The sequence below is a fragment of the Pasteurella bettyae CCUG 2042 genome, from assembly GCF_000262245.1.
Taxonomy (GTDB): Bacteria; Pseudomonadota; Gammaproteobacteria; order Enterobacterales; family Pasteurellaceae; genus Basfia; species Basfia bettyae.
Map to the genome: position 1 here is coordinate 125,454 of NZ_AJSX01000004.1, position 21,357 is coordinate 146,810.

20 protein-coding genes, 3 tRNA genes and 2 pseudogenes are annotated in these 21,357 nt (G+C 34.7%); 17 read left to right on the forward strand and 8 right to left on the reverse strand.

From position 1 onward, the window contains the following. Nucleotides 1-63: 63 nt before the first annotated feature. Nucleotides 64-450, forward strand: a complete 387-nt coding sequence (locus tag HMPREF1052_RS00815; protein ID WP_115172925.1) for a hypothetical protein — start codon at nucleotides 64-66, stop codon at nucleotides 448-450. A gap of 111 nt (nucleotides 451-561) precedes the next feature. Here HMPREF1052_RS00815 and HMPREF1052_RS00820 read toward each other — a convergent pair. The 5 genes from HMPREF1052_RS00820 to HMPREF1052_RS00840 all read right to left on the reverse strand — a co-directional run bounded on the left by HMPREF1052_RS00820 (nucleotide 562) and on the right by HMPREF1052_RS00840 (nucleotide 3,255). Beyond that, nucleotides 562-638: transfer RNA gene (locus HMPREF1052_RS00820), tRNA-Arg, on the reverse strand. Nucleotides 639-722: 84 nt separating this feature from the next. After that, nucleotides 723-799 (reverse strand) — tRNA-Arg (locus HMPREF1052_RS00825). Nucleotides 800-811: 12 nt separating this feature from the next. Then, nucleotides 812-904: transfer RNA gene (locus tag HMPREF1052_RS00830), tRNA-Ser, on the reverse strand. A gap of 119 nt (nucleotides 905-1,023) precedes the next feature. Continuing rightward, on the reverse strand, nucleotides 1,024-3,039 hold the full coding sequence (gene rep / locus HMPREF1052_RS00835; RefSeq protein WP_005758619.1) for a DNA helicase Rep: 2,016 nt from the start codon (nucleotides 3,037-3,039) through the stop codon (nucleotides 1,024-1,026). Continuing rightward, nucleotides 3,040-3,255: a YceK/YidQ family lipoprotein gene (locus HMPREF1052_RS00840; RefSeq protein WP_005758481.1), complete on the reverse strand. Its 216-nt coding sequence runs from the start codon at nucleotides 3,253-3,255 to the stop codon at nucleotides 3,040-3,042. A gap of 702 nt (nucleotides 3,256-3,957) precedes the next feature. On the opposite strand from HMPREF1052_RS00840, the gene rppH reads away from it, so the two are divergent. The 5 genes from rppH to tadA all read left to right on the forward strand — a co-directional run bounded on the left by rppH (nucleotide 3,958) and on the right by tadA (nucleotide 7,648). Then, nucleotides 3,958-4,548: an RNA pyrophosphohydrolase gene (rppH, locus tag HMPREF1052_RS00845; RefSeq protein WP_005758616.1), complete on the forward strand. Its 591-nt coding sequence runs from the start codon at nucleotides 3,958-3,960 to the stop codon at nucleotides 4,546-4,548. Nucleotide 4,549: 1 nt separating this feature from the next. Next, nucleotides 4,550-5,353, forward strand: a complete 804-nt coding sequence (locus HMPREF1052_RS00850) for a sulfite exporter TauE/SafE family protein (RefSeq protein ID WP_005758423.1) — start codon at nucleotides 4,550-4,552, stop codon at nucleotides 5,351-5,353. A 19-nt stretch (nucleotides 5,354-5,372) separates the two neighbouring features. Next, a complete protein-coding gene (lgt, locus tag HMPREF1052_RS00855; RefSeq protein WP_005758394.1) occupies nucleotides 5,373-6,173 on the forward strand; it encodes a prolipoprotein diacylglyceryl transferase in 801 nt (266 codons plus the stop codon). Between the two features lie 25 nt (nucleotides 6,174-6,198). Further along, a complete protein-coding gene (locus HMPREF1052_RS00860; RefSeq protein ID WP_005758568.1) occupies nucleotides 6,199-7,050 on the forward strand; it encodes a thymidylate synthase in 852 nt (283 codons plus the stop codon). Nucleotides 7,051-7,126: 76 nt separating this feature from the next. Next, nucleotides 7,127-7,648 carry a tRNA adenosine(34) deaminase TadA gene (gene tadA, locus HMPREF1052_RS00865; RefSeq protein ID WP_005758597.1) on the forward strand — a complete coding sequence of 174 codons (522 nt, stop codon included), beginning with the start codon at nucleotides 7,127-7,129 and terminating at the stop codon, nucleotides 7,646-7,648. A 26-nt stretch (nucleotides 7,649-7,674) separates the two neighbouring features. Here tadA and pflA read toward each other — a convergent pair whose 3' ends face one another. From pflA to focA, 3 genes are all read right to left on the reverse strand, one after another. Continuing rightward, the gene (gene pflA, locus HMPREF1052_RS00870; RefSeq protein ID WP_005758626.1) at nucleotides 7,675-8,418 is read right to left on the reverse strand and encodes a pyruvate formate lyase 1-activating protein; all 744 of its coding nucleotides are present in this window, start codon (nucleotides 8,416-8,418) and stop codon (nucleotides 7,675-7,677) included. Between the two features lie 195 nt (nucleotides 8,419-8,613). Continuing rightward, nucleotides 8,614-10,926 (reverse strand): formate C-acetyltransferase, encoded by a 2,313-nt coding sequence (pflB, locus tag HMPREF1052_RS00875; RefSeq protein ID WP_005758374.1) that lies wholly within the window; start codon nucleotides 10,924-10,926, stop codon nucleotides 8,614-8,616. 93 nt (nucleotides 10,927-11,019) lie between these two features. Further along, the gene (gene focA / locus HMPREF1052_RS00880; protein WP_005758536.1) at nucleotides 11,020-11,871 is read right to left on the reverse strand and encodes a formate transporter FocA; all 852 of its coding nucleotides are present in this window, start codon (nucleotides 11,869-11,871) and stop codon (nucleotides 11,020-11,022) included. Nucleotides 11,872-12,195: 324 nt separating this feature from the next. On the opposite strand from focA, the gene hinT reads away from it, so the two are divergent. From hinT to HMPREF1052_RS00935, 11 genes and pseudogenes are all read left to right on the forward strand, one after another. Then, nucleotides 12,196-12,546, forward strand: a complete 351-nt coding sequence (hinT, locus tag HMPREF1052_RS00885) for a purine nucleoside phosphoramidase (RefSeq protein ID WP_005758446.1) — start codon at nucleotides 12,196-12,198, stop codon at nucleotides 12,544-12,546. 9 nt (nucleotides 12,547-12,555) lie between these two features. Then, on the forward strand, nucleotides 12,556-12,912 hold the full coding sequence (locus tag HMPREF1052_RS00890) for a DUF1425 domain-containing protein (protein WP_005758354.1): 357 nt from the start codon (nucleotides 12,556-12,558) through the stop codon (nucleotides 12,910-12,912). Between the two features lie 48 nt (nucleotides 12,913-12,960). Next, nucleotides 12,961-14,007 carry a beta-N-acetylhexosaminidase gene (gene nagZ, locus HMPREF1052_RS00895; protein ID WP_005758392.1) on the forward strand — a complete coding sequence of 349 codons (1,047 nt, stop codon included), beginning with the start codon at nucleotides 12,961-12,963 and terminating at the stop codon, nucleotides 14,005-14,007. A 155-nt stretch (nucleotides 14,008-14,162) separates the two neighbouring features. Further along, nucleotides 14,163-15,722, forward strand: a pseudogene (gene rlmC / locus HMPREF1052_RS11680) (23S rRNA (uracil(747)-C(5))-methyltransferase RlmC). Nucleotides 15,723-15,730: 8 nt separating this feature from the next. Beyond that, nucleotides 15,731-17,239: an ABC transporter ATP-binding protein gene (locus HMPREF1052_RS00905; RefSeq protein ID WP_005758463.1), complete on the forward strand. Its 1,509-nt coding sequence runs from the start codon at nucleotides 15,731-15,733 to the stop codon at nucleotides 17,237-17,239. After that, complete coding sequence (locus tag HMPREF1052_RS00910) at nucleotides 17,236-17,937, forward strand: energy-coupling factor transporter transmembrane component T family protein (protein ID WP_005758640.1); 702 nt, start codon at nucleotides 17,236-17,238, stop codon at nucleotides 17,935-17,937. The genes HMPREF1052_RS00905 and HMPREF1052_RS00910 overlap by 4 nt, the downstream gene beginning before the upstream one ends. Nucleotides 17,938-17,954: 17 nt before the next feature. Beyond that, entirely contained in the window at nucleotides 17,955-18,536 is a 582-nt protein-coding gene (locus HMPREF1052_RS00915; protein ID WP_005758469.1) for an MptD family putative ECF transporter S component, read from the forward strand. Nucleotides 18,537-18,763: 227 nt separating this feature from the next. Then, nucleotides 18,764-18,856: pseudogene (locus HMPREF1052_RS11295) on the forward strand (PcfB family protein); the annotation flags it as partial. Between the two features lie 562 nt (nucleotides 18,857-19,418). After that, the gene (locus HMPREF1052_RS00925) at nucleotides 19,419-19,946 is read left to right on the forward strand and encodes a PcfB family protein (protein ID WP_005758499.1); all 528 of its coding nucleotides are present in this window, start codon (nucleotides 19,419-19,421) and stop codon (nucleotides 19,944-19,946) included. 203 nt (nucleotides 19,947-20,149) lie between these two features. Then, nucleotides 20,150-20,773: a class I SAM-dependent methyltransferase gene (locus HMPREF1052_RS00930; protein ID WP_005758381.1), complete on the forward strand. Its 624-nt coding sequence runs from the start codon at nucleotides 20,150-20,152 to the stop codon at nucleotides 20,771-20,773. A 108-nt stretch (nucleotides 20,774-20,881) separates the two neighbouring features. Beyond that, on the forward strand, nucleotides 20,882-21,357 hold a 476-nt coding region (locus HMPREF1052_RS00935; protein ID WP_005758635.1), incomplete at its 3' end, for a phage replisome organizer N-terminal domain-containing protein.

Consider the following 21,357-nt stretch of genomic DNA (forward strand, 5'->3'; position numbering starts at 1 on the left):
TGATCTATGCACTGTTTAATTTTAATACATTTGTTATGCTTAAAAATGATCCGAACTTACCCCATGAGTCTTATGAAATTAGCAGAACATTTAATATTATTAGAAGAGCGACAGCTAATTAATAGTAATTTATCAACTATCATGTTAAGAATTGAGAAACGTCTTATATATTATTGGAAAGTTGATGTTACAACCAAACAAATGGAAATGGAATTATTGCATCTTGCCATGGCTTTAGGTCGAATAAACAGGGGCTATGCAGCTCAACCTCTACATAAAGACATTATGGAAGAAATTAAAAGTGCGGTATATTTTCCAAAAATTTTAGAAATACATAGGGATATTCTTACACTTATCCCTTTTTCTATTCCAGAGAGCGAACAAACTCATTTAATTGCAAACTGGTATTCTCTTACGATTGCCCAACCTTGGGTGTTAAAACAAGATTAGTTACAACCAACTAATAAAATATTAACTCATGAAATATATGGCTAAATAAATAAGTGAATAAGAAAAAATCAGTTAGTTTTGATAAAAAGGGAATTAAGAGATTTAGTGAAATGGCGCACCCGAAAGGATTCGAACCTTTGACCGCTCGGTTCGTAGCCGAGTACTCTATCCAGCTGAGCTACGGGTGCGCTGATTGATTTCTCAATATTAGCAAACTTTATTTATTCTCGCAATCTATTATTGACCAGTTCAATCTAGAGTAAAAATTGAAATGGCGCACCCGAAAGGATTCGAACCTTTGACCGCTCGGTTCGTAGCCGAGTACTCTATCCAGCTGAGCTACGGGTGCCCTGAGAGTAAATGGCGGTGAGAGAGGGATTCGAACCCTCGATGCAGTTTTTGACCACATACTCCCTTAGCAGGGGAGCGCCTTCAGCCTCTCGGCCATCTCACCGTCGTCGGTTTGTGGGCGGTATCATACTTTTTTCTGAAAATAAGTCAAATGATTTTTTACAAAACTTTGTAATCCGTCACTCATTTGTCGGAATTATGTGCAATTTAACTCAATTTCATTTAATTACGTTTTAACATTGCTCGCAAATTAGCAATATTGGCTACCGCTTTCTGTTCTTTTTGTTCTGCCGTTAACGCTGGCTTATCACGCTCCCATTGCAAATCATCTTGTGGTAATTCCAATAAGAAACGACTTGCTTCAGGTTTAATTAACTCACCAAATTGACGGCGTTCTTTACATAAAGTAAAACGTAATGTACGTTGTGCTCTAGTAATACCTACATAAGCTAGGCGTCGTTCTTCTTCTACATTATCTTCATCAATGCTAGTTTGATGAGGTAAAATCCCCTCTTCCATTCCCACTAAAAACACATGGGGAAATTCTAGCCCTTTGGATGCATGCAAAGTCATCAGTTGCACCTGATCAGACTCATCATCCTCTTCTCCACGTTCTAGCATATCTCGTAAAGTGAGACGAGTGACTACTTGATTTAAGGTCATTGGCTCATTAAATTCATCTCCTTTGAGCATATCATTCACCCACTCAAATAAAGTCACCACGTTCTTTGACTGCATTTCGGCAGCTTTAGGACTATTGGCATATTCATATAAATATTCTTCATAGTGAATCTGTGCCAACATGGAACGAACGGCGCGTTGTGGTTCAGAACGTACCACTTCATCACTTAATTCCACCATCCAACGCCCAAAGTTTTGTAACGCATTATAAGCTTTAGGAGTAACAAGCTGAATTAAGTCAAAATCAAAAATTGCTTCAAATAAGCTCACGTGTTTTTGATTGGCTAACATGCCTAATTTTTCTAAGGTTGCCGTACCGATTTCACGTTTTGGGGTATTCACAATACGCAAAAATGCAGAATCGTCGTCTTGATTCACAAGTAATCGCAAATAAGCCATCATATCCTTAATTTCTACACGGGAGAAAAATGAGGTTCCACCTGAAATTTTATAAGGAATACGATTTTGCATTAGCACTTTTTCTAATAAACGTGATTGATGATTGCCTCGATATAAAATGGCATAATCTTGATATTTTGTTTTATTGATAAAACGATGAGCAATCAGTTCACCAACCACACGTTCAGCCTCATGTTCTTCATTTTTGGCTTCAATAACCTGTAGTTTTTCACCTTCGCCAATATTAGAGAACAGTTTTTTATCAAAAACATGATCATTATTATCAATAAGAATATTAGCGCAATGTAAAATCCGTTGCGTAGAACGATAATTCTGTTCAAGCTTAATCACTTTTAATTGTGGGAAATCATCACGTAAACGCACCATATTCTGTGGACGTGCACCACGCCATGAATAAATAGATTGGTCATCATCGCCTACCACCGTAAAGCATGCTCGTTGCCCGACTAATAATTTAATCAGCTCATATTGACTGGTGTTAGTATCTTGATACTCATCCACTAATAAATAACGAATTTTTTCTTGCCATTTCAACCGCACTTCCTGCTGAGTTTTAAATAATGAAGTCGGAAGCATAATTAAATCATCAAAGTCTAAGGCGTTATAAGCACGAATCTGATTAGCATAACGCTCATAACATTTGGCAAAAGTTTGTTGCTTTTCATCTCGAGCAAATTTAGCCGCTTGGCTTGGCATGACTAAATCATTTTTCCAATTTGAAATCGTCGAAATCAACTCACGTAATAGATCTTTATCCTCTTGTAATAAATCAGCCGTTAATTCTTTTAATAACGCCATTTGATCATGTTCGTCAAATAACGTCATATTCGCTTTAAAACCAAGATGCTTATATTCTCGTTTAATAATATCGAAACCTAAGGTATGAAAAGTCGAAATCGTTAAACCTTTAGTTGATTCTTTACCAATAGAATGGGCTACACGCTCTTTCATCTCTCGAGCGGCTTTGTTAGTAAAAGTTACCGCTGCAATTTCTTTTGGTAAATAACCGCACTTTTCGATCAAATAGGCGATCTTATTAATAATCACACGTGTCTTACCAGACCCCGCACCTGCAAGGACTAAGCAAGGTCCAGAGGTATATTCCATGGCTTCTTGTTGTTGAAAATTAAGTTTCATTTATTCCTGTGACCAAACATAAGGTAAAAGTGCGGTATCTAATAAGAAAGAAAGGGGTAAATCTAAAATTGGTAAACCCCATTGCTGTGCCTGTTGCCAATCAAACTTAGTTCCATCATAAGCCTCATACTTATCTCGGGGATTAATTAATTGAACAATAGTTCCACAGCCCGTCATACAGAAAAGTGCGGTTAAAATGAGTAAATTTTTAATCATAAATTGCTATCTCAAATAATGCGATACATTATAAGCGAAAATCATGGCTTTGTTAGGGAAATTTCTGTCATAAAACTGATATGCTCATGACTCTTCATTAGCAAATAATGATAGATTAAAAAATATACAGCCCAGTTTGCACCTTTTTATGTCTCTCAAAATCCATCTTACTGTATAGATATCACATTGATTTAAAAAGTTTTTTTAGATTTTAAAAGAGATAACTAAAGTTTACTAAATCACATTCAAAAGTTATTAGCAAATTCAACCACAATCTTATCCACAGAAAATCTGAATAACTCACAAATGGCTAAAAACCGCTATAAATTTCACCAAACCTCGGGTTTATTTTTTTCATCTCATGTGGATAACTTACCATGGAAATTTGCTTTGTTTTTTGTCAATAGGCAGAAGATTAAAAAATAGCACTATTGATAAAGATCTTTTTTAGGTTTTTGTAATATAAAAAGATCTTTGTGAGAAAAAAATCTTTTTTATCACTTATTCAGTGATTATCCACTAAATTATTCACATCTTGTGGAAATGTGGATAACTTGCTTATGGGCTGCTTTACTAAAATTTTTTCTATCATCACCGCACTTTATTTGTGATTTCTGTGGATAATGATTGAGTAATACCTCAGATTATGAAACAATTTAGAGTTATCAGAATATATAAAACATTTATTTAAGGTGAGCGATAGTGATCGATTTCGATGGCTACCGTCCTAATGTTGGCATTGTCATTTGTAACAACAAGGGACAAGTTATGTGGGCCAAGAGGTACGGACAAAATTCATGGCAGTATCCACAAGGTGGCATCAATGATGGCGAAACACCAGAACAAGCAATGTTTCGTGAATTGTATGAAGAAGTTGGATTAACTCGTAGAGATGTCAAAGTACTCTATGTATCCAAACAATGGCTACGCTATAAATTGCCAAAACGTTTGTTGCGATATGATAGTAAACCAATGTGTATTGGACAAAAACAACGCTGGTTTCTTGTACAGTTAATAACTAACGAAAAGAATATTAATATGAATTGTACCCCTTCTCCTGAATTTGATGGATGGCGTTGGGTAAGCTTTTGGTATCCAGTTCGGCAAGTGATCTCTTTCAAACGTGATGTGTATCGCAAAGCGATGAAAGAATTCGCAACATTCCTCTTTGATCCAAATAAAACCAGTAATGTACTTTTATCAGCTATTGATGAAAAAAAGACAAATCATACTGTAAAAAAAGCTCAACATCCTTATCGAACTCAAGATAAAAAACGTAAATTCAGAGGCTAATATGCTAACTTTTTTCATTATTACATTACTTGTCGGTACTATTGTTGGCTTTTTAGCAGGTATTTTTGGTATCGGTGGAGGATTAGTGATTGTGCCTACACTCCTCTATTTATTGCCCATGGTTGGCGTACCTGATGAAAAATTAATGGCTACCGCATTAGGCACCTCTTTTGCGACGATTATTTTCACTAGCTTATCATCTGCTTATCGTCATAATAAAATGGGTAATGTGGTATGGGAAACCGTTAAATATCTTGCCCCTAGCGCAGTCATAGCCATTTTTATTTCTGGCTTATTTATCGGCAAATTACCCAAAGATATTTCCAGTAAACTATTTGCACTCTTAGTGGTCTATTTAGCCATAAAAATGGTGTTATCTATTCGTCAGAAAAAATCTGAAAATACTGCTATCACACCATTAACACCACAAAAAACGATTCTTGGTGGGATTGGGATTGGGATTGCCTCAAGTACGGCAGGGATTGGCGGTGGAAGCTTCATTGTTCCTTTTCTTAATTCTCATGGCATTGAGATGAAAAAAGCTATTGGTTCATCATCATTTTGTGGTGCTTTTTTGGGTTGTGCAGGGATGTTTAGTTTCATGATCGGAGGTTGGGCAACAGAAGGTATGCCTAATTGGTCATTAGGTTATATTTATTTACCTGCTGTGTTAGGTATTATGGTGACTTCATTCTTTACCTCAAAGCTTGGTGCTGAAGTTGCTAATAAGCTACCTGTTACTAAACTCAAAACCTATTTTGCTATTTTCTTGATTCTTATGGCAATCAAGATGATTTTAGGATAATTCTTTAATAAGGAAATTTATGGAAAACCAGTTTTTAACTTTCCCCCAAATTGATCCCATTATTTTTTCCATTGGACCTATCAGCTTGCGCTGGTATGGTTTGATGTATTTGATTGGTTTTATGTTCGCCCGTTGGCTTGCTGTTCGCCGAGCCAATCAACCGAATAGTGGCTGGACAATTGAACAAATTGATAATTTATTATTCAACGGTTTCGCTGGCGTATTCCTTGGTGGGCGAATTGGCTATGTATTATTTTATCAATGGGATCTATTCCTCAGAGATCCAATGTACCTTTTCCGAGTTTGGGAAGGCGGTATGTCATTTCACGGTGGTTTAATTGGGGTAATTATTTCCATGCTGATCACCTGCAAATTACAAAAACGTTATTTTTGGGCTGTAGCTGATTTTATCGCTCCTCTTATTCCATTCGGTCTGGGAATGGGACGCATTGGTAATTTTATCAATGATGAACTTTGGGGAAGAGTCACCGATGTGCCTTGGGCAGTCCTATTCCCATCAGGTGGCTACTTACCACGCCACCCTTCGCAACTCTATGAATTTTTCTTAGAAGGCATAGTATTATTCTGTATCTTAAATTGGTTTATTAGAAAACCTCGCCCAACAGGTTCAGTATCTGGCTTATTCTTATTATGCTATGGCTTATTCCGATTCATTGTAGAATTTTTCCGTGAACCTGATGTACAGCTAGGATTATATTTTGGTCAACATATCTCAATGGGACAAATTCTATCCACACCAATGATTATTCTTGGTGCATTATTTATCGTTATAGCCTACCGTCGTAAAACTGCGGTATAAAAAACAAAAATTTTGGGAAAGATATATGCGTCAATATTTAGATTTATGCCAACGGATTATTGAGCAAGGCACTTGGGTTCAAAATAACCGTACAGGAAAACGTTGTTTAACCATTATTAATGCTGATTTAAACTATGATGTTGCCAACAATCAGTTTCCAATTATTACCACTCGTAAAAGTTATTGGAAAGCGGCTATCGCAGAGTTCCTTGGTTATATCCGAGGTTATGATAATGCCGCAGATTTTCGTAAACTCGGTGCGAAAACCTGGGATGCAAATGCTAATGAAAATCAAGCTTGGCTAGCTAACCCACACCGTAAAGGTACCGATGACATGGGGCGCGTCTATGGAGTGCAAGGTCGAGCATGGCGTAAACCGAATGGCGAAACCATTGATCAACTACGTAAAATTGTCAATAATTTAAGCCGAGGTGTAGATGATCGCGGTGAGATTCTAACTTTTTTCAACCCAGGTGAATTTGATCTCGGTTGCCTCCGCCCTTGTATGTACAATCACACTTTTTCATTGCTTGGTGATACATTGTATTTAACCAGCTATCAACGTTCTTGTGATGTTCCTTTAGGATTGAACTTTAATCAGATTCAAGTGTTTACTTTTCTAGCACTGATGGCTCAAATTACAGGAAAAAAAGCAGGTATGGCTTACCATAAAATTGTAAATGCGCATATTTATGAAGACCAACTTGAATTAATGCGTGATGTACAATTAAAACGCGAGCCATTCCCATCTCCTAAATTGGAAATTAACCCGGATATTAAATCTCTTGAAGATCTTGAAACTTGGGTAACCATGGATGATTTTAAGGTCATCGGCTATCAATGCCATGATGCGATTAAATATCCATTTTCTGTATAACTCAACTTATTAAAGTGCGGTAAACTTTTTCAAAATTTCTACCGCACTTTTCCCCTATATTCTGCTTATGACAATAATGAAAATTAGTGAACAACAAGCTTTTGATGAATATATGATGGCTCATGCGCTTTCCTTAGCGGATAAAGCAGAAGCACTGGGCGAAATCCCTGTTGGTGCAGTATTAGTGGATGAACAAGGTAAAATTATTGGTGAAGGGTGGAATTTATCTATCGTTAATTCAGATCCGACTGCCCACGCAGAAATTATTGCATTACGTAATGCTGGCCAAAAGCGACAAAATTATCGTCTACTTAATACTACCCTATATGTCACTTTAGAACCTTGTACAATGTGTGCAGGTGCTATTCTACATAGCCGAATTAAGCGTTTGGTTTTTGGTGCGGCTGACTATAAAACAGGAGCTGTAGGCTCCAGATTTCATTTTTTTGATGATTACAAAATGAATCATGTGATTGAAGTGACCGGTGGTATTTTAGAAGAAAAATGTAGTCAAAAGCTGAGTGCTTTTTTTAAAAAACGCCGAGAACAGAAAAAACAACAAAAAAATACCGCACTTTCCACTGAAAATAGCCCATAAAAAACCATCATAATGATGGTTTTCTTTTAATATTTTACATTTTTTAATCCGTATCCTTCAAGAATACCTTTCACATGTTCCATAAGCTCTTTTGTTGGTGGTTTTACATCTTCCAATTCATATTTATCACCAAGCACTTCCCATTTATGGGCACCTAAGCGATGGTAAGGCAATAACTCTACTTTCTCAATATTCTGCATATCTTTAATAAAGTAGCCTAACATATGGATATCATCATCATTATCCGTATATCCTGGCACGACGACATGACGTATCCAAGTACGTTTATTACGTTCAGCAAGATATTTGGCAAAATCGAGCACACGTTTATTCGGTACACCAATTAGGCTTTCATGAATTCGTTCATTCATTTCTTTAAGATCTAGCATAACCAGATCGGTTTCATCAATTAATTCATCAATAATATGATCATGATGACGAACGAAACCATTAGTATCTAAGCAAGTATTAATACCCACCTCATGGCAAGCTCTAAACCAGTCTCTCACAAATTCAGCTTGTAAAATCGCTTCCCCACCAGAAGCAGTGACCCCCCCACCAGAAGCATTCATAAAATGGCGATAAGTCACCACTTCTTTCATTAAATCTTCTACTGAAATTTCTTTACCGCCATGCAAGTCCCACGTATCTCTATTATGGCAGTATTTACAACGCATCAAACAACCTTGTAAAAATAAAATAAAACGAATACCCGGACCATCAACTGTACCACAGGTTTCATATGAGTGAAATCTTCCTAAAACTGACATATGCATGTCCTTAAATCATTGAATTGTTGATAGCTTGCTGGATTATAACAAAAAAATCTGTTTTTTTCAGGTTAAAAACTTATTGCACGTAGTCAATATAATAACAATAAATCTATTATCAATATTTCAGATATAAAAAATTCCGCCTATTCAAAGCGGAATTTTTTTATTTATAGATTAATATTATCTACGTAATTACATTGATTGTGTAAAGGTACGAGTAATAACATCTTGTTGTTGTTCTTTGGTTAATGAGTTAAAACGAACAGCATAACCAGATACACGAATTGTTAATTGTGGATATTTTTCTGGGTGTTCCATTGCGTCTAATAACATTTCACGGTTAAGAACATTAACATTTAAGTGTTGACCACCTTCAACCGTTGCTTCATGATGGAAATAACCATCCATTAAGCCTGCTAAATTACGACGTTGTGCTTCATCATCTTTACCTAATGCATTTGGTACGATTGAGAAAGTATATGAAATACCATCTTTTGCATAAGCAAATGGAAGTTTAGCCACAGAAGTAAGTGAAGCAACTGCACCTTTTTGGTCACGACCGTGCATTGGGTTAGCACCAGGACCGAATGGTGCACCAGCACGACGACCATCTGGAGTATTACCTGTTTTCTTACCATATACCACATTAGACGTGATAGTAAGAACAGATTGTGTAGGAGTCGCATTGCGATAAGTTTTGTGTTTTTGAACTTTTTTCATAAAACGCTCAACTAAATCAACAGCTAAATCATCTACACGTGGATCATTGTTACCAAATTGTGGATATTCACCTTCGATTTCAAAGTCGATAGCGACATTTGAAGCAACTACGTTGCCATCTTTATCTTTAATATCGCCACGAATTGGTTTAACTTTTGCATATTTAATTGCTGATAATGAGTCAGCAGCAACTGAAAGACCAGCAATACCACAAGCCATTGTGCGGAATACATCACGATCATGGAATGCCATTAGTGCTGCTTCATAAGCATATTTATCATGCATGAAGTGGATAATATTTAATGCTGTCACATATTGTGTTGCTAACCAGTCCATGAAGCTATCCATACGTGTCATAACTTCATTGAAATCTAACACATCTGATGTAATTGGCGCTGTTTTAGGACCAACTTGCATACCATTCTTTTCATCGATACCACCGTTAATTGCATATAACATAGTTTTCGCTAAGTTTGCACGAGCACCGAAGAATTGCATTTGTTTACCAACAACCATTGGAGATACACAGCATGCAATGGCGTAATCATCGTTGTTGAAATCTGGACGCATTAAATCATCGTTTTCATATTGAACAGATGAAGTATCAATAGATACTTTAGCACAGTAACGTTTGAATGCTTCTGGTAATTGTTCAGACCAAAGAATAGTTAAGTTTGGTTCTGGAGATGTACCCATTGTGTATAAAGTATGTAATACACGGAAGCTGTTTTTAGTGACTAATGGACGACCATCTAATCCCATCCCTGCTAATGTTTCAGTTGCCCACATTGGGTCGCCTGAGAATAATTGATCGTATTCAGGAGTACGTAAGAAACGAACCATACGTAATTTCATTACTAAATGATCCATTAACTCTTGTGCTTGTTGTTCAGTGATTAAACCACGTTTTAAGTCACGTTCGATATAAATATCTAAGAATGTAGATGTACGACCGAATGACATTGCTGCACCATTTTGTGATTTAACTGCAGCTAAATATGCAAAATATGTCCATTGGATAGCTTCTTGAGCATTGGTTGCTGGTCCAGAAATATCATAACCATAAGAGGCTGCCATTTCTTTAATTTTGCCTAAAGCTCTGTGTTGTTCAGCAATTTCTTCACGTAATTGAATTGTGGCTTGAATATCTTCACCAGCTTCTAAGCGAGCTTGTAATGAAGTAAATTGTGCTTTTTTATCAGCCATCAAATAGTCAATACCATATACTGCTAAACGACGATAATCACCGATAATACGACCACGACCATAAGCATCTGGCAAACCTGTTAACACACCTGATTTACGGCAACGTAAAATATCTGGTGTATATACATCAAATACACCTTGGTTATGGGTTTTACGATATTCAGTAAAAATAAATTCAATTTGAGGATCTAATTTACGACCATAGACTTCACATGAGCCTTTGATCATTTTAATACCACCATATGGCATAATTGCACGTTTTAATGGAGCATCAGTTTGTAGACCAACAATTTTTTCTAAATCTTTATTGATATAACCTGGCTTATGAGAAGTAATAGTTGATGGTGTATATTCGTCAAAATCTAAAGGAGCATGAGTTTTATTTTCAACTTTAATGCCTTCCATCACATTATTCCATAACTCAAGTGTTGCTGGAGTTGCATCAGCTAAAAATGATTCGTCACCTTCATAAGGTGTATAGTTCTTTTGGATAAAATCACGAAGATTTACACCATTTTGCCATTCACCAGGAACAAATCCTTCCCATGCTTTTTTTTGAGCTTCAGTTAATTCAACCATTGTTCATACTTCCTTATTGTTTAGTATTGATAAAACATTAAAATCTTATAAGAACGCTCACTTAATAAATAAGTCAGCGTCCTTATTCCCTAATTAATGTGGGCGACTGGTATACCATTGCATTAAACCTATGCAAATCGCCCCTCCGACAATATTACCTAAAGTCACTGGAATTAAATTTTTAACTATAAGATGATAGACATCTAAATTTGCAAATTGTTCAGGATTTAATCCAATTGTTTGCCAAAACTCTGGAGAACCCGCATGTGCAATAAGCATTCCCATTGGAATCATAAACATATTCGCAACACAGTGTTCAAAACCAGAGGCAACAAACAAGGCAATAGGTAAAATCATAATAAACGCTTTATCTGTTAACGTCTTACCTGCATAAGCCATCCAGACAGCTATACATACCATAATATTACACAGAATACCTAAACAGAATGCTTCAATCCAAGTATGCTCTACCTTATGTTGAGCAGTTTTTAAAATAGTTAACCCCCATTGCCCATTGTCTGCCATGATTTGACCTGAAAACCAAATTAATGCCACAATAAACAAGCCGCCAACAAAGTTACCCAAATAGACAACAATCCAGTTACGTAACATTTCATAGGTAGATATTTTTCCGTCAACACGAGCAATAATTGATAAGGTCGACGAAGTAAAGAGTTCACAACCACAAACAACAACCATAATAACACCTAGAGAGAATACTAATCCTCCCACCAGTTTAGTCAGTCCCCAAGGGGAACCACCGCCACCTGTTTGTGTAGTTGTATAAAATACAAATGCGAGAGCAATAAACATACCTGATGAAATTGCCGATAGAAAAGAATAATATTGTTTTTTAGTTGCTTTATAAGCGCCAACGTCTCGACCTGTCACAGCGATTTCGGTAGGTGAGGCTATACAAGTAGATTTAATATCTTCTGTTTTCATTTTTCATTTCCTCGAATAATACCCTGATCCAAATTAATTAAGCTAATTTGATTGCTAGAAAAATACTGCAGACTAAAAGTAAATTGTTAGTGGCTGAATTATAAGAAATTCATATACTATATAATAGTTATTTATGTGATCTAGGTCTCTCTTTTAAAAAAAAGTTGACTTAAATCAAAGTTAACCCAAAAGAGTCATATTCATAGGAATGATCCAAAAGTTCAGAATTTAGTTGCTTTTTAATTTAAGTTGATAAATTGCTATTTTGTCTAATTTCTGATAAAAAGTGCGGTAAATTTTTCAAAAAAATATAGGGAATAAAAAATGTCAGAAGAAACCATTTTTAGCAAAATTATTCGTAAAGAAATTCCTGCAAATATCCTTTATCAAGATGAATTAGTCACTGCATTTCGTGATATTTCACCACAAGCCAAAACACATATTTTGATTATTCCTAACAAACTCATTGCCACCGTAAATGATGTGACGACAGAAGATGAACTTGCATTAGGCCATTTATTTATAGTCGCAGCGAAAATTGCTCAACAAGAAGGCATTGCTGAAGATGGTTATCGTCTCATTGTTAATTGCAATAAACATGCAGGCCAAGAAGTTTTCCATATTCATATGCACTTATTAGGCGGTGAACCTTTAGGACCCCTTGTTGCTAAGTAAGTAAATCATATGAAAAAGTTTATATTAGTCGCTGTTAACTTATTGTTAGCAGCTTGTTCAATACAAAAACCAAGTTTAACTCATAGCCAAAAACCTATTTTGAATATTACTGCTGATGCTAATTCTTATATAGAAGCTAGCGTTAGCCAAAATTCAGCTTGGGTAAAAAACAAAACCAATCAACCGATTAATGTGTGCTACAGTTTATATTGGTATGATCAAAACGGGGTTACTCAGGTATTTAGTCCACAACAAGATAAATATCGTGCCTCACTGCTGTTACAACCCTTACAAAAATCAGAAATAAACCTTAGCAGACCAACACCTGAAAGTGTAAACTATCGCTTATATCTCCATATGAATTAATGTCTTGTGCTTAGACATCCTATTTGTCTATTATTTTATTAGGTTTATATGTCAACGTTACTCATGGACCTTAAAGGTCAAGAATTACAACAAGAAGAAATTGAATTACTAGAACACCCTTTAGTCGCAGGATTAATTTTATTTACACGTAATTTTTACGATCGTGAACAAATTCAGGCACTAATTAAAGACATTCGCCAACGTGTAAAAAAACCTTTGTTGATTACTGTTGATCAAGAAGGCGGACGTGTACAACGTTTCCGCAATGGTTTTACTCAACTTCCTGCTATGCAGGCTTTTGCGGCAATGATTGAAGATCCAAAATTACAACTTGAAACTGCTAAAGAAGCGGGCTGGCTAATGGCTGCGGAAATGGCAGCGTTAGATATTGATCTCAGTTTTGCGCCAGTTTTAGATCTCGGGCATGAATGTCGAGCCATTGGAGATCGTAGTTTCAATTCAGAGATAGAAACCGTCATTCCCTTAGCCTCTGCCTTTATTGATGGAATGCATTTAGCAGGCATGGCAACTACGGGTAAACATTTTCCTGGTCATGGTCATGTTTTAGCCGATAGCCATTTAGAAACGCCTTATGATGAACGTCCAAGCAAAGTCATTTTTGAACAAGATATTCAACCATTCAAACAACTCATTGCACAAAATAAATTAGATGCGGTTATGCCCGCGCATGTGATTTATAGCCAATGTGATAGCCAACCAGCTAGTGGTTCAAGCTATTGGTTACAAGAAGTTTTACGTAAACAACTTGGCTTCCAAGGTGCAATTTTCTCCGATGATTTAGGTATGAAAGGGGCACATTTCATGGGTGATTTTGTTGCACGTAGTGAAAAAGCACTTGCCGCAGGCTGTGATTTATTATTACTTTGTAATGAGCCTGAAGGAGTCATTCAGGTGCTTGATGGATTAAAATTTTCTGAAAATCAACCGCACTTTGAAGCACGCCAGCAACGCTTAACCTCTTTATTTAAAAAGAAATCTTTCAGCTGGAATGAATTAACAAAGACAAGCCGATGGCTCGAAAATAATAAAAAATTATCGATATTGCAACAACGTTGGTTAGATGCAAAGGCCTAAATATGTTTAAGTTTGCCTTTGAAAACTAAGCAACTTAAAAGTTCTAGACAATTTTATTTGGCCACAACTAATGACAAAATTTTGGTAAAAATGCTAACTAGCTAAAAATAACTACAAACTCAATATTGATTGCTCAACAAGTAACGAATAAATAAATGCTTAACTGCCTACATTTCCAAAATCAGCAATGCACCTCCTGTCAGTGGATCGAGAAAAACTATTCCAATCAACTGATAGAAAAAATTGCCCATCTAAAATCTCAACTCGAGCATCTTGACCAATCAACACTACAGTGGATAGCCCCTTTTCAATTCGCACAAGCAAACTTTCGTAATAAAGCTAAAATGGTGGTAAGCGGTGCTGTTGAGCGTCCGATTTTAGGTATTTTGAAGGATCCAACCGATCCACAAAGTGCCGTGGAGCTGATTGATTGTGAGCTTTATCCAAAAAGTTTTGCCTCACTGTTTCCTATCTTAAAAGACTTTATTGGTCGGGCGGGATTGGTGCCTTACAACATTCAAAAATAAAAAGGCGAACTCAAATATATCCTACTCACAGAAAGTTGTTATTCAGGTGACGTAATGCTACGTTTTGTGCTACGTTCTGAAACAAAAATTCCATTAATTGAGCGAGAAATTACTGGCTTAATAGCCAAATTGCCTCAATTAAAAGTCATTACTGCCAATATCCAGCCGCAACCTGCAGCAATTTTAGAAGGTGAAAAAGAAATCTTTTTTACGGAGCAACAAGTATTAGAAGAACGATTTAATTAGATTCCTTTATTTATTCGTCCACAAGGTTTTTTTCAAACTAATCCACAGGTGGCAGAAGGATTATATGGTACCGCACAACAATGGATAAAAGATTTACCCATTGCCAAATTATGGGATTTATTCTGTGGTGTTGGAGGTTTTGGTTTACATTGTGCTAAGGCTTTATCGGTAACCCGTCCTGACATTGAGCTCACAGGTATTGAAATATCTCCTTCAGCTATCTATTCCGCCACCTTATCTGCGCAAAAGTGCGGTCTAAAAAAGGTAAATTTTCAGTCCCTTGATGCTGCCAATTTTGCCCTGAATAAAGAACAAAGCAAACCTGATTTGGTGATAGTCAATCCACCACGTCGAGGTATTGGTAAGGCTTTGGCACAATTTCTCAATGAAATGCAACCTCCGTTTATTCTTTACTCAAGCTGTAATGCAGTTACTATGGGTAAAGACTTAACAGAACTGACTCATTACCAAATGCAAAAAATTCAATTATTCGACATGTTTCCACACACATCGCATTATGAAGAGGTGGTAGAGGCTTGCAAGAAAGCATGCTGTCATGAATTTATAACAAGCCTTAGTGATGGGTACGATACTGTTGTTGGTGAAGGCGGATCAACATTATCCGGAGGAGAAAAACAGAGAATTTCAATTGCACGAGCAATTCTTAAGGATGCTCCAATTATTATACTTGATGAGGCAACATCAAGTGTAGATCCTGAAAACGAGTATATGTTAATCAGTGCAATTAATGAATTAACAAAAAATAAAACGCTTATTAGTATTGCACATAGACTATCTACAGTAAGAGAAGCAGATCAAATTATTGTCATTGATAAGGGTAGAATTGTACAACGAGGCAATCATAAGGAACTAATTGGTCAAGATGGAGTATATAAACATTTCATTGAAATTAAAAAACAATCTATTGGTTGGCAAATATAGGTGATGAAATGGGAAATGTACTTATTGATTTTGAGAATGTGAGCTTCAGCTATGGGGCACAAAAAGAAGGGTGTCTAAAGAATATAAATTTTAAAATTAAAGAAGGAGAATTTGTATTGTTTACTGGTCAGTCTGGTTCAGGGAAAACAACTGTTACAAGATTGATAAACGGCTTGATTCCTCATTTCTTTGAAGGAGTTTTGACTGGGAGCGTGAAAGTAATAGGAGATGATATAAAGACTGTTACTCCCGGAGAAATGGGTAAAAATACGGCTTCTATATTTCAAAATCCACGAAGTCAATTTTTTACAACGAATAGTACCAATGAAGTGGCATTTGCTCTTGAAAATTATGGAATAGATAGAGATGAAATGATAGATAGAGTAAATTGTTCGTTTCACGATTTTGAAGCTGAAAATCTTATGGATAGGGATATGTTTTCTTTATCTAGTGGTGAAAAACAGAAGATAGCGATTATAGCTGCAAAAACCTTGAATCCTAAGATTTATGTTTTCGATGAGCCATCTGCAAATTTAGATATTCCTTCAATTCTTAAATTGAAGGAAATAATGGAAAGCTTAAAGAAACAAGGACATACAGTGATTGTTTCAGAGCATAGATTGTTCTACTTAAAAAATTTGGTAGATAAATGCTTGATAATGAAAGATGGAGAAATTGATAGGCAACTAAATCACGATGATATTGGAAATTTGAATGAAACAGATCTTCAAACATATAAACTTAGAACATTTAATTTGAGCAATATCAAGTATGGCTTGAAGAACAATGCACCTATTAGTAAGCAACAACCAGACTTTAAGGTGGAGAATTTATCATTTTCGTATAATGCAAATAATTCGATTTTAAATAATTGTAATTTAGAAGGAAATTTTGGTGATACAGTAGCTATAGTTGGGCACAATGGAAACGGCAAAACTACATTAGGGAAAATAATGTCAGGTTTATTAAAAGCAAAAAGTGGACAATTTTTTATTGAAAGCAAACTTACAAAGCAAAAGAATTTACATAAAAGTGTATATTTTGTAATGCAAGATGCAGATTATCAATTGTACTCCGATTCTGTTGTTTCTGAGTTAATGCTCAGTTCTATGAATAGTATTAAGCAAAATGATGAAAAAATAGAAAATGCGCTGACTTTATTGAATATTTCATCATTAAGAGATAGACATCCGCATAGCTTATCAGGAGGGCAAAAGCAGCGAGTTACTATTGCAGCTGCTATAGCTTCAAATAAAAAAATTCTGATTTTTGATGAGCCAACCAGTGGACTTGATTATGAGAACATGAAAGGTGTATCGGAAGCAATAAATTATCTTCGTAAAAAAGGAAAACTGATTTTTGTTATTTCTCATGATTTAGAGTTTTTAAGTAAAGTAGCAACTAAAGCAGTGTTTATAGAGAACAATACTATCATTCAAAGCATCAGCTTAAAGAGTAGCGATGATTTTGAAATAATAAAAAGATTTTTATTACAGAATGAGAGATATGAAGAATGAACAAATCTTGTAAACATAATGGAATAAGATATGATCCAAGGATTAAGCTGTTACAAGTTTTAATTATAGGGATTTTAGCATTTACATTAACTGGTAAAAAGTATGAAGTTCTACTTTTTTTATCGGTGTTTGCATATGGAATGATAAGTGGAATTTACAAAAATTGTTTTAAATTCTTAGTTTTATATGTAGTGTTGTTTATGGTAGCAGAAATAAGTCCTTTATTTATTTCAACAACAATACACTACTTTATCCTTCGCTTTGTAACATTGACATTTGCGGCTATTAATATGAGTAGGACAAGTGATGTATCTGAAGTATTAGCTTCTTTGCAAAATATGAAATTCCCATATTATTTAAACATTCCATTGGCTGTTATATTAAGATTTTTTCCTACCTTGAAACATGATTTTATTTGTATAAGGCAGGGAATTAAAACGAGAGGGATTGATATTTCCTTCCTTGGATTTTTAAAACATCCATTTAAAATTTATGAAATGCTGTTGATTCCTATGTTAATGCGAATGTTATGTACTGCAACTGAGTTGTCGGCATCTGTTGAGACACGAGGACTTGGAGTTTCGTGCAAAAAAACTAGTTATACAGAAGTCAAATTTCGTATGCTTGATATGTTATTGCTAGTAATAATGATGGTATTTTATATAACTATCATCATTATGAAAATAAAAAATATTTAAAAATAAGGAGAATGATTATGGAAGAAAAAAAGAAATTTCAAATTAAAGATTTAATTATTACAGCACTAATGGTGTTATGCTCACAGGTTTTATATAGAGTATTATCCTTTTTGTTCGTAACGCCATATACAATGTTATTGGCTGTTCCAATATGGGCAATTATTGGAGCTATTGCTTATTTTTTGGTTCCGGTAAAAACAAAAAATCCATGGATGATTTTATTGTTCTGCATACTTACAGGAATTATAAGCTTTTATCCGCCATATATAATTAGTTTGATAATCGCAGGAATTATTGCAATGGTAATTGCACAAACAAAGGGAATACAAAATTATAAAGGATTAACAATCGGTTATATAACATTTTGTGCTCTTGCTGGTTTTGGTGGAATGTGTGTTCCATTTCTTTTCTATGCAGAGCAAACGATTAAATCTTATGAAAAAATGTTTGGCAGTGAATACATGGAAACTCTAACTAAACTTGTTTCCCCTATGACCTCAGTAATATTTCTTGTTGTTATAGCGATTTGTGCGTTGATTGGAGCAATAATTTCCAAGAAACTATTGAAGAAACATTTTGAAAAAGCAGGAATGATTTAGGATTTTTCATAGAGGAAATTGGGGGATAATGATGGAAATGACAAGATACAACATTACAATCATTCAAATTATTTCACCCTACCTAAATTCAGAAATGCTTTTATATAGCAATATCTTTTTTAAAAATTGCTAAATAGAAACAACAACAAAACATTAGTTTTTAAACCGAGAGGACTTTTTACGCCAAAGTGTAGAAGTCCTCCTTTTTTATTCTCAGAATAACCATAATGTCATACTCAATAAAGGCAGCAAAAGAATCCATAAATCTTGAAAAAGAAATAAGAAAAAAGATGAATAAAACTTTAGAAAAAGCAAATGGAATATGATTTTAAATAAGCCATAGCCAAGGTAAATAAAAAAGAAAGTATCATAGAAAAGATAAAAGAGTATAAGCAAGACAGTGATAGATTTAATGAAAAAAGGCAAATGACTAAAGACTATTACAAAAATCAAGAAAGATAAGACCTGGTAAAAATATCTTATCCAAGCTATACAACTAAAGGCAGATCTAGGAGGTAATAGAGATGAATAAAAGGCAAGAGCTAATAGATGAACTCATAAAAGCAGATCAAGATGGAACATACAAAACATATAAAAGCACAGAAGAAATAAAAACAATGAACAATGAAGAAATACAGATTATATATTCCAATATGAAAAACTATCTATCAGACAAAAGAACACACATAAACTACTAAAGGTGGAAAGGTATTGTAAGCTATTTAAAAGTATAAAAGGTACAAAGACCTAATAAATATATAAAAACATCAAAATAAAGCATTCCACCACCAACAACAATAAAATAAAAACAATCAAAGGGAAGTATAGAAAAATTAAAGCCTATACTTCCCTTTTTTTAAATCAAACAAAGGAGAGAAAAGCATGATAAACGAAGAAATAAGCAAAGAAGCAGGTCAAGCAGCACAAACCATAATATCATACACAATAAAGGCTGCAAAAGAATCAATCAATCTTGAAAAAGAAATAAGAAAAAAGATGAATGATACTTTAGAAAAAGCAAATGGAAACCTAAAAAGCCTTATGGGTGATGAAATGAAAATAAAAGACCTCTACAAGAAAGGACAACTAGAAAATATAAGCATAGATCAAAGCGACCTCAAAGACTTAAAAAAAGAACTAAACAAACTTGGAGTAAGTTTCTCAGTAATGAAAAACAAAGAAAGCAAAAACTATGAAATATTCTTCAAAGCCAAAGACATAAAAGTAATGGAATATGCCTTTAAGCAAGTCATAGCAAAAGAAAATAAAAAAGAAAAAGAAAGTATCCTAAAGCAAATAAAGAAATACAAAGACCTATCCAAGAGCAAGGATAAGACAAAAGAGAAAGTCAAAAGGAAAGTAAAAGAAAAAGTAAAACCAAACAAAAAAGATATGACTAGAGAAATCTAAGGGAGTAACGAAAAGTTACACCCTTGGATAACCATAATAACAAGACTTCCGAAAAGCAGAAGTCCAGAATTCCGAAAATCGGAAATCAAGAATTTCGATTATCGAAAATCTGGGAAATATCAAGGCAGATAGGATATAAAATTGAATAAACATGAAATTTATGATAAAATTACACTGATAATAGTTATCAATAGGAGATAAAAATGGAGATAAAAATGTTAAAAAATTTTTTTGAAAATGTAAAAAATCCAAAAAATAATTTTGGCGGTCGCTTCATGGTTAAAGGAATGAATATTGGTCACGAAAAATTGGCGAAATGGGGCAGATCCTTTCTGAATATTAAAACATCGGATTTAGTTTTAGATCTAGGATGTGGCGGTGGACGTAATGTTCAATACTTCTTAACAAAGGCTAAAAAAGTATATGGAATGGACTATTCTAAAACAAGTGTAGATATCGCAAGTTCAGTAAATAGCGAAGCTATAAAAGATGGCAGGTGTAAAATTATTGAAGCAGACGTGGCTAAACTACCTTTTGAAGATGAATCTATAAATATAGTAACTGCTTTTGAAACAATTTATTTTTGGAAGAATTTAGAAGTATCTTTTAGAGAAATCCATCGTGTTCTAGTAAAGGACGGTCAGTTTCTAATATGCAACGAAGGAGCATATAGAGAGCATAAAAACATAAAGAAATGGGCGGATATGCTAGATTTTGAAGTTTATTCTCCCGAATATCTCACAGAAACCTTGAATAAGATAGGATTTAAATGCGAATACCATCTGGACGAGAAAGAGCATATAGTATTTTTAGCTAGAAAATTATAAAAGAATTTGCGAATAATGAAAAATAAATCATAAGGAGAAGTAGAGAAAAAAATCTACTTCTTTTTTTATTGCAAGGAGGATTAAAGTGGCAACAAACAAAAGATATTATTGGATAAAATTAAAAGAAGAATTTTTCACAGACAAGAGGATAAAAAGATTAAGGAGAATATGGGAGGAGATACCTACACGATAATCTACCTCAAACTTTTACTACTAAGCCTAAAAGATGAGGGCAAACTCTATTATGACGGAGTAGAAAGTGATTTTATAAAAGAGTTAGCACTAACCATAGATGAAACAGATGATGATGTAATGGTTACAGTTAATTATTTAATCAATCAAGGCTTATTAGAGGTTGTAACAGAAAATGATGAATACTACTTAACTGAAATACCAAACTTAATCGGATCAGAAACAGCCTGGGCAGAGAAAAAAAGAAGATACAGACAAAATAAACAGAGGACATTGTCCTTAATGAGTCCAACCCATGTCCGACAAGAGATAGAGATAGAGATAGAGATAGAGATAGAGATAGAGATAGAGATAGAGATAGAGATAGAGATAGAGATAGAGATAGAGATAGA

Coding starts and splice junctions, on each gene's coding strand:
- HMPREF1052_RS00815 (WP_115172925.1), top strand. CDS start 64: ATGAGTCTTATGAAATTAGCAGAACATTTAATATTATTAGAAGAGCGA.
- rep (WP_005758619.1), bottom strand. CDS start 3,039: ATGAAACTTAATTTTCAACAACAAGAAGCCATGGAATATACCTCTGGA.
- HMPREF1052_RS00840 (WP_005758481.1), bottom strand. CDS start 3,255: ATGATTAAAAATTTACTCATTTTAACCGCACTTTTCTGTATGACGGGC.
- HMPREF1052_RS00850 (WP_005758423.1), top strand. CDS start 4,550: ATGCTAACTTTTTTCATTATTACATTACTTGTCGGTACTATTGTTGGC.
- lgt (WP_005758394.1), top strand. CDS start 5,373: ATGGAAAACCAGTTTTTAACTTTCCCCCAAATTGATCCCATTATTTTT.
- HMPREF1052_RS00860 (WP_005758568.1), top strand. CDS start 6,199: ATGCGTCAATATTTAGATTTATGCCAACGGATTATTGAGCAAGGCACT.
- tadA (WP_005758597.1), top strand. CDS start 7,127: ATGAAAATTAGTGAACAACAAGCTTTTGATGAATATATGATGGCTCAT.
- pflA (WP_005758626.1), bottom strand. CDS start 8,418: ATGTCAGTTTTAGGAAGATTTCACTCATATGAAACCTGTGGTACAGTT.
- pflB (WP_005758374.1), bottom strand. CDS start 10,926: ATGGTTGAATTAACTGAAGCTCAAAAAAAAGCATGGGAAGGATTTGTT.
- focA (WP_005758536.1), bottom strand. CDS start 11,871: ATGAAAACAGAAGATATTAAATCTACTTGTATAGCCTCACCTACCGAA.
- hinT (WP_005758446.1), top strand. CDS start 12,196: ATGTCAGAAGAAACCATTTTTAGCAAAATTATTCGTAAAGAAATTCCT.
- HMPREF1052_RS00890 (WP_005758354.1), top strand. CDS start 12,556: ATGAAAAAGTTTATATTAGTCGCTGTTAACTTATTGTTAGCAGCTTGT.
- nagZ (WP_005758392.1), top strand. CDS start 12,961: ATGTCAACGTTACTCATGGACCTTAAAGGTCAAGAATTACAACAAGAA.
- HMPREF1052_RS00905 (WP_005758463.1), top strand. CDS start 15,731: ATGGGAAATGTACTTATTGATTTTGAGAATGTGAGCTTCAGCTATGGG.
- HMPREF1052_RS00910 (WP_005758640.1), top strand. CDS start 17,236: ATGAACAAATCTTGTAAACATAATGGAATAAGATATGATCCAAGGATT.
- HMPREF1052_RS00915 (WP_005758469.1), top strand. CDS start 17,955: ATGGAAGAAAAAAAGAAATTTCAAATTAAAGATTTAATTATTACAGCA.
- HMPREF1052_RS00925 (WP_005758499.1), top strand. CDS start 19,419: ATGATAAACGAAGAAATAAGCAAAGAAGCAGGTCAAGCAGCACAAACC.
- HMPREF1052_RS00930 (WP_005758381.1), top strand. CDS start 20,150: ATGGAGATAAAAATGTTAAAAAATTTTTTTGAAAATGTAAAAAATCCA.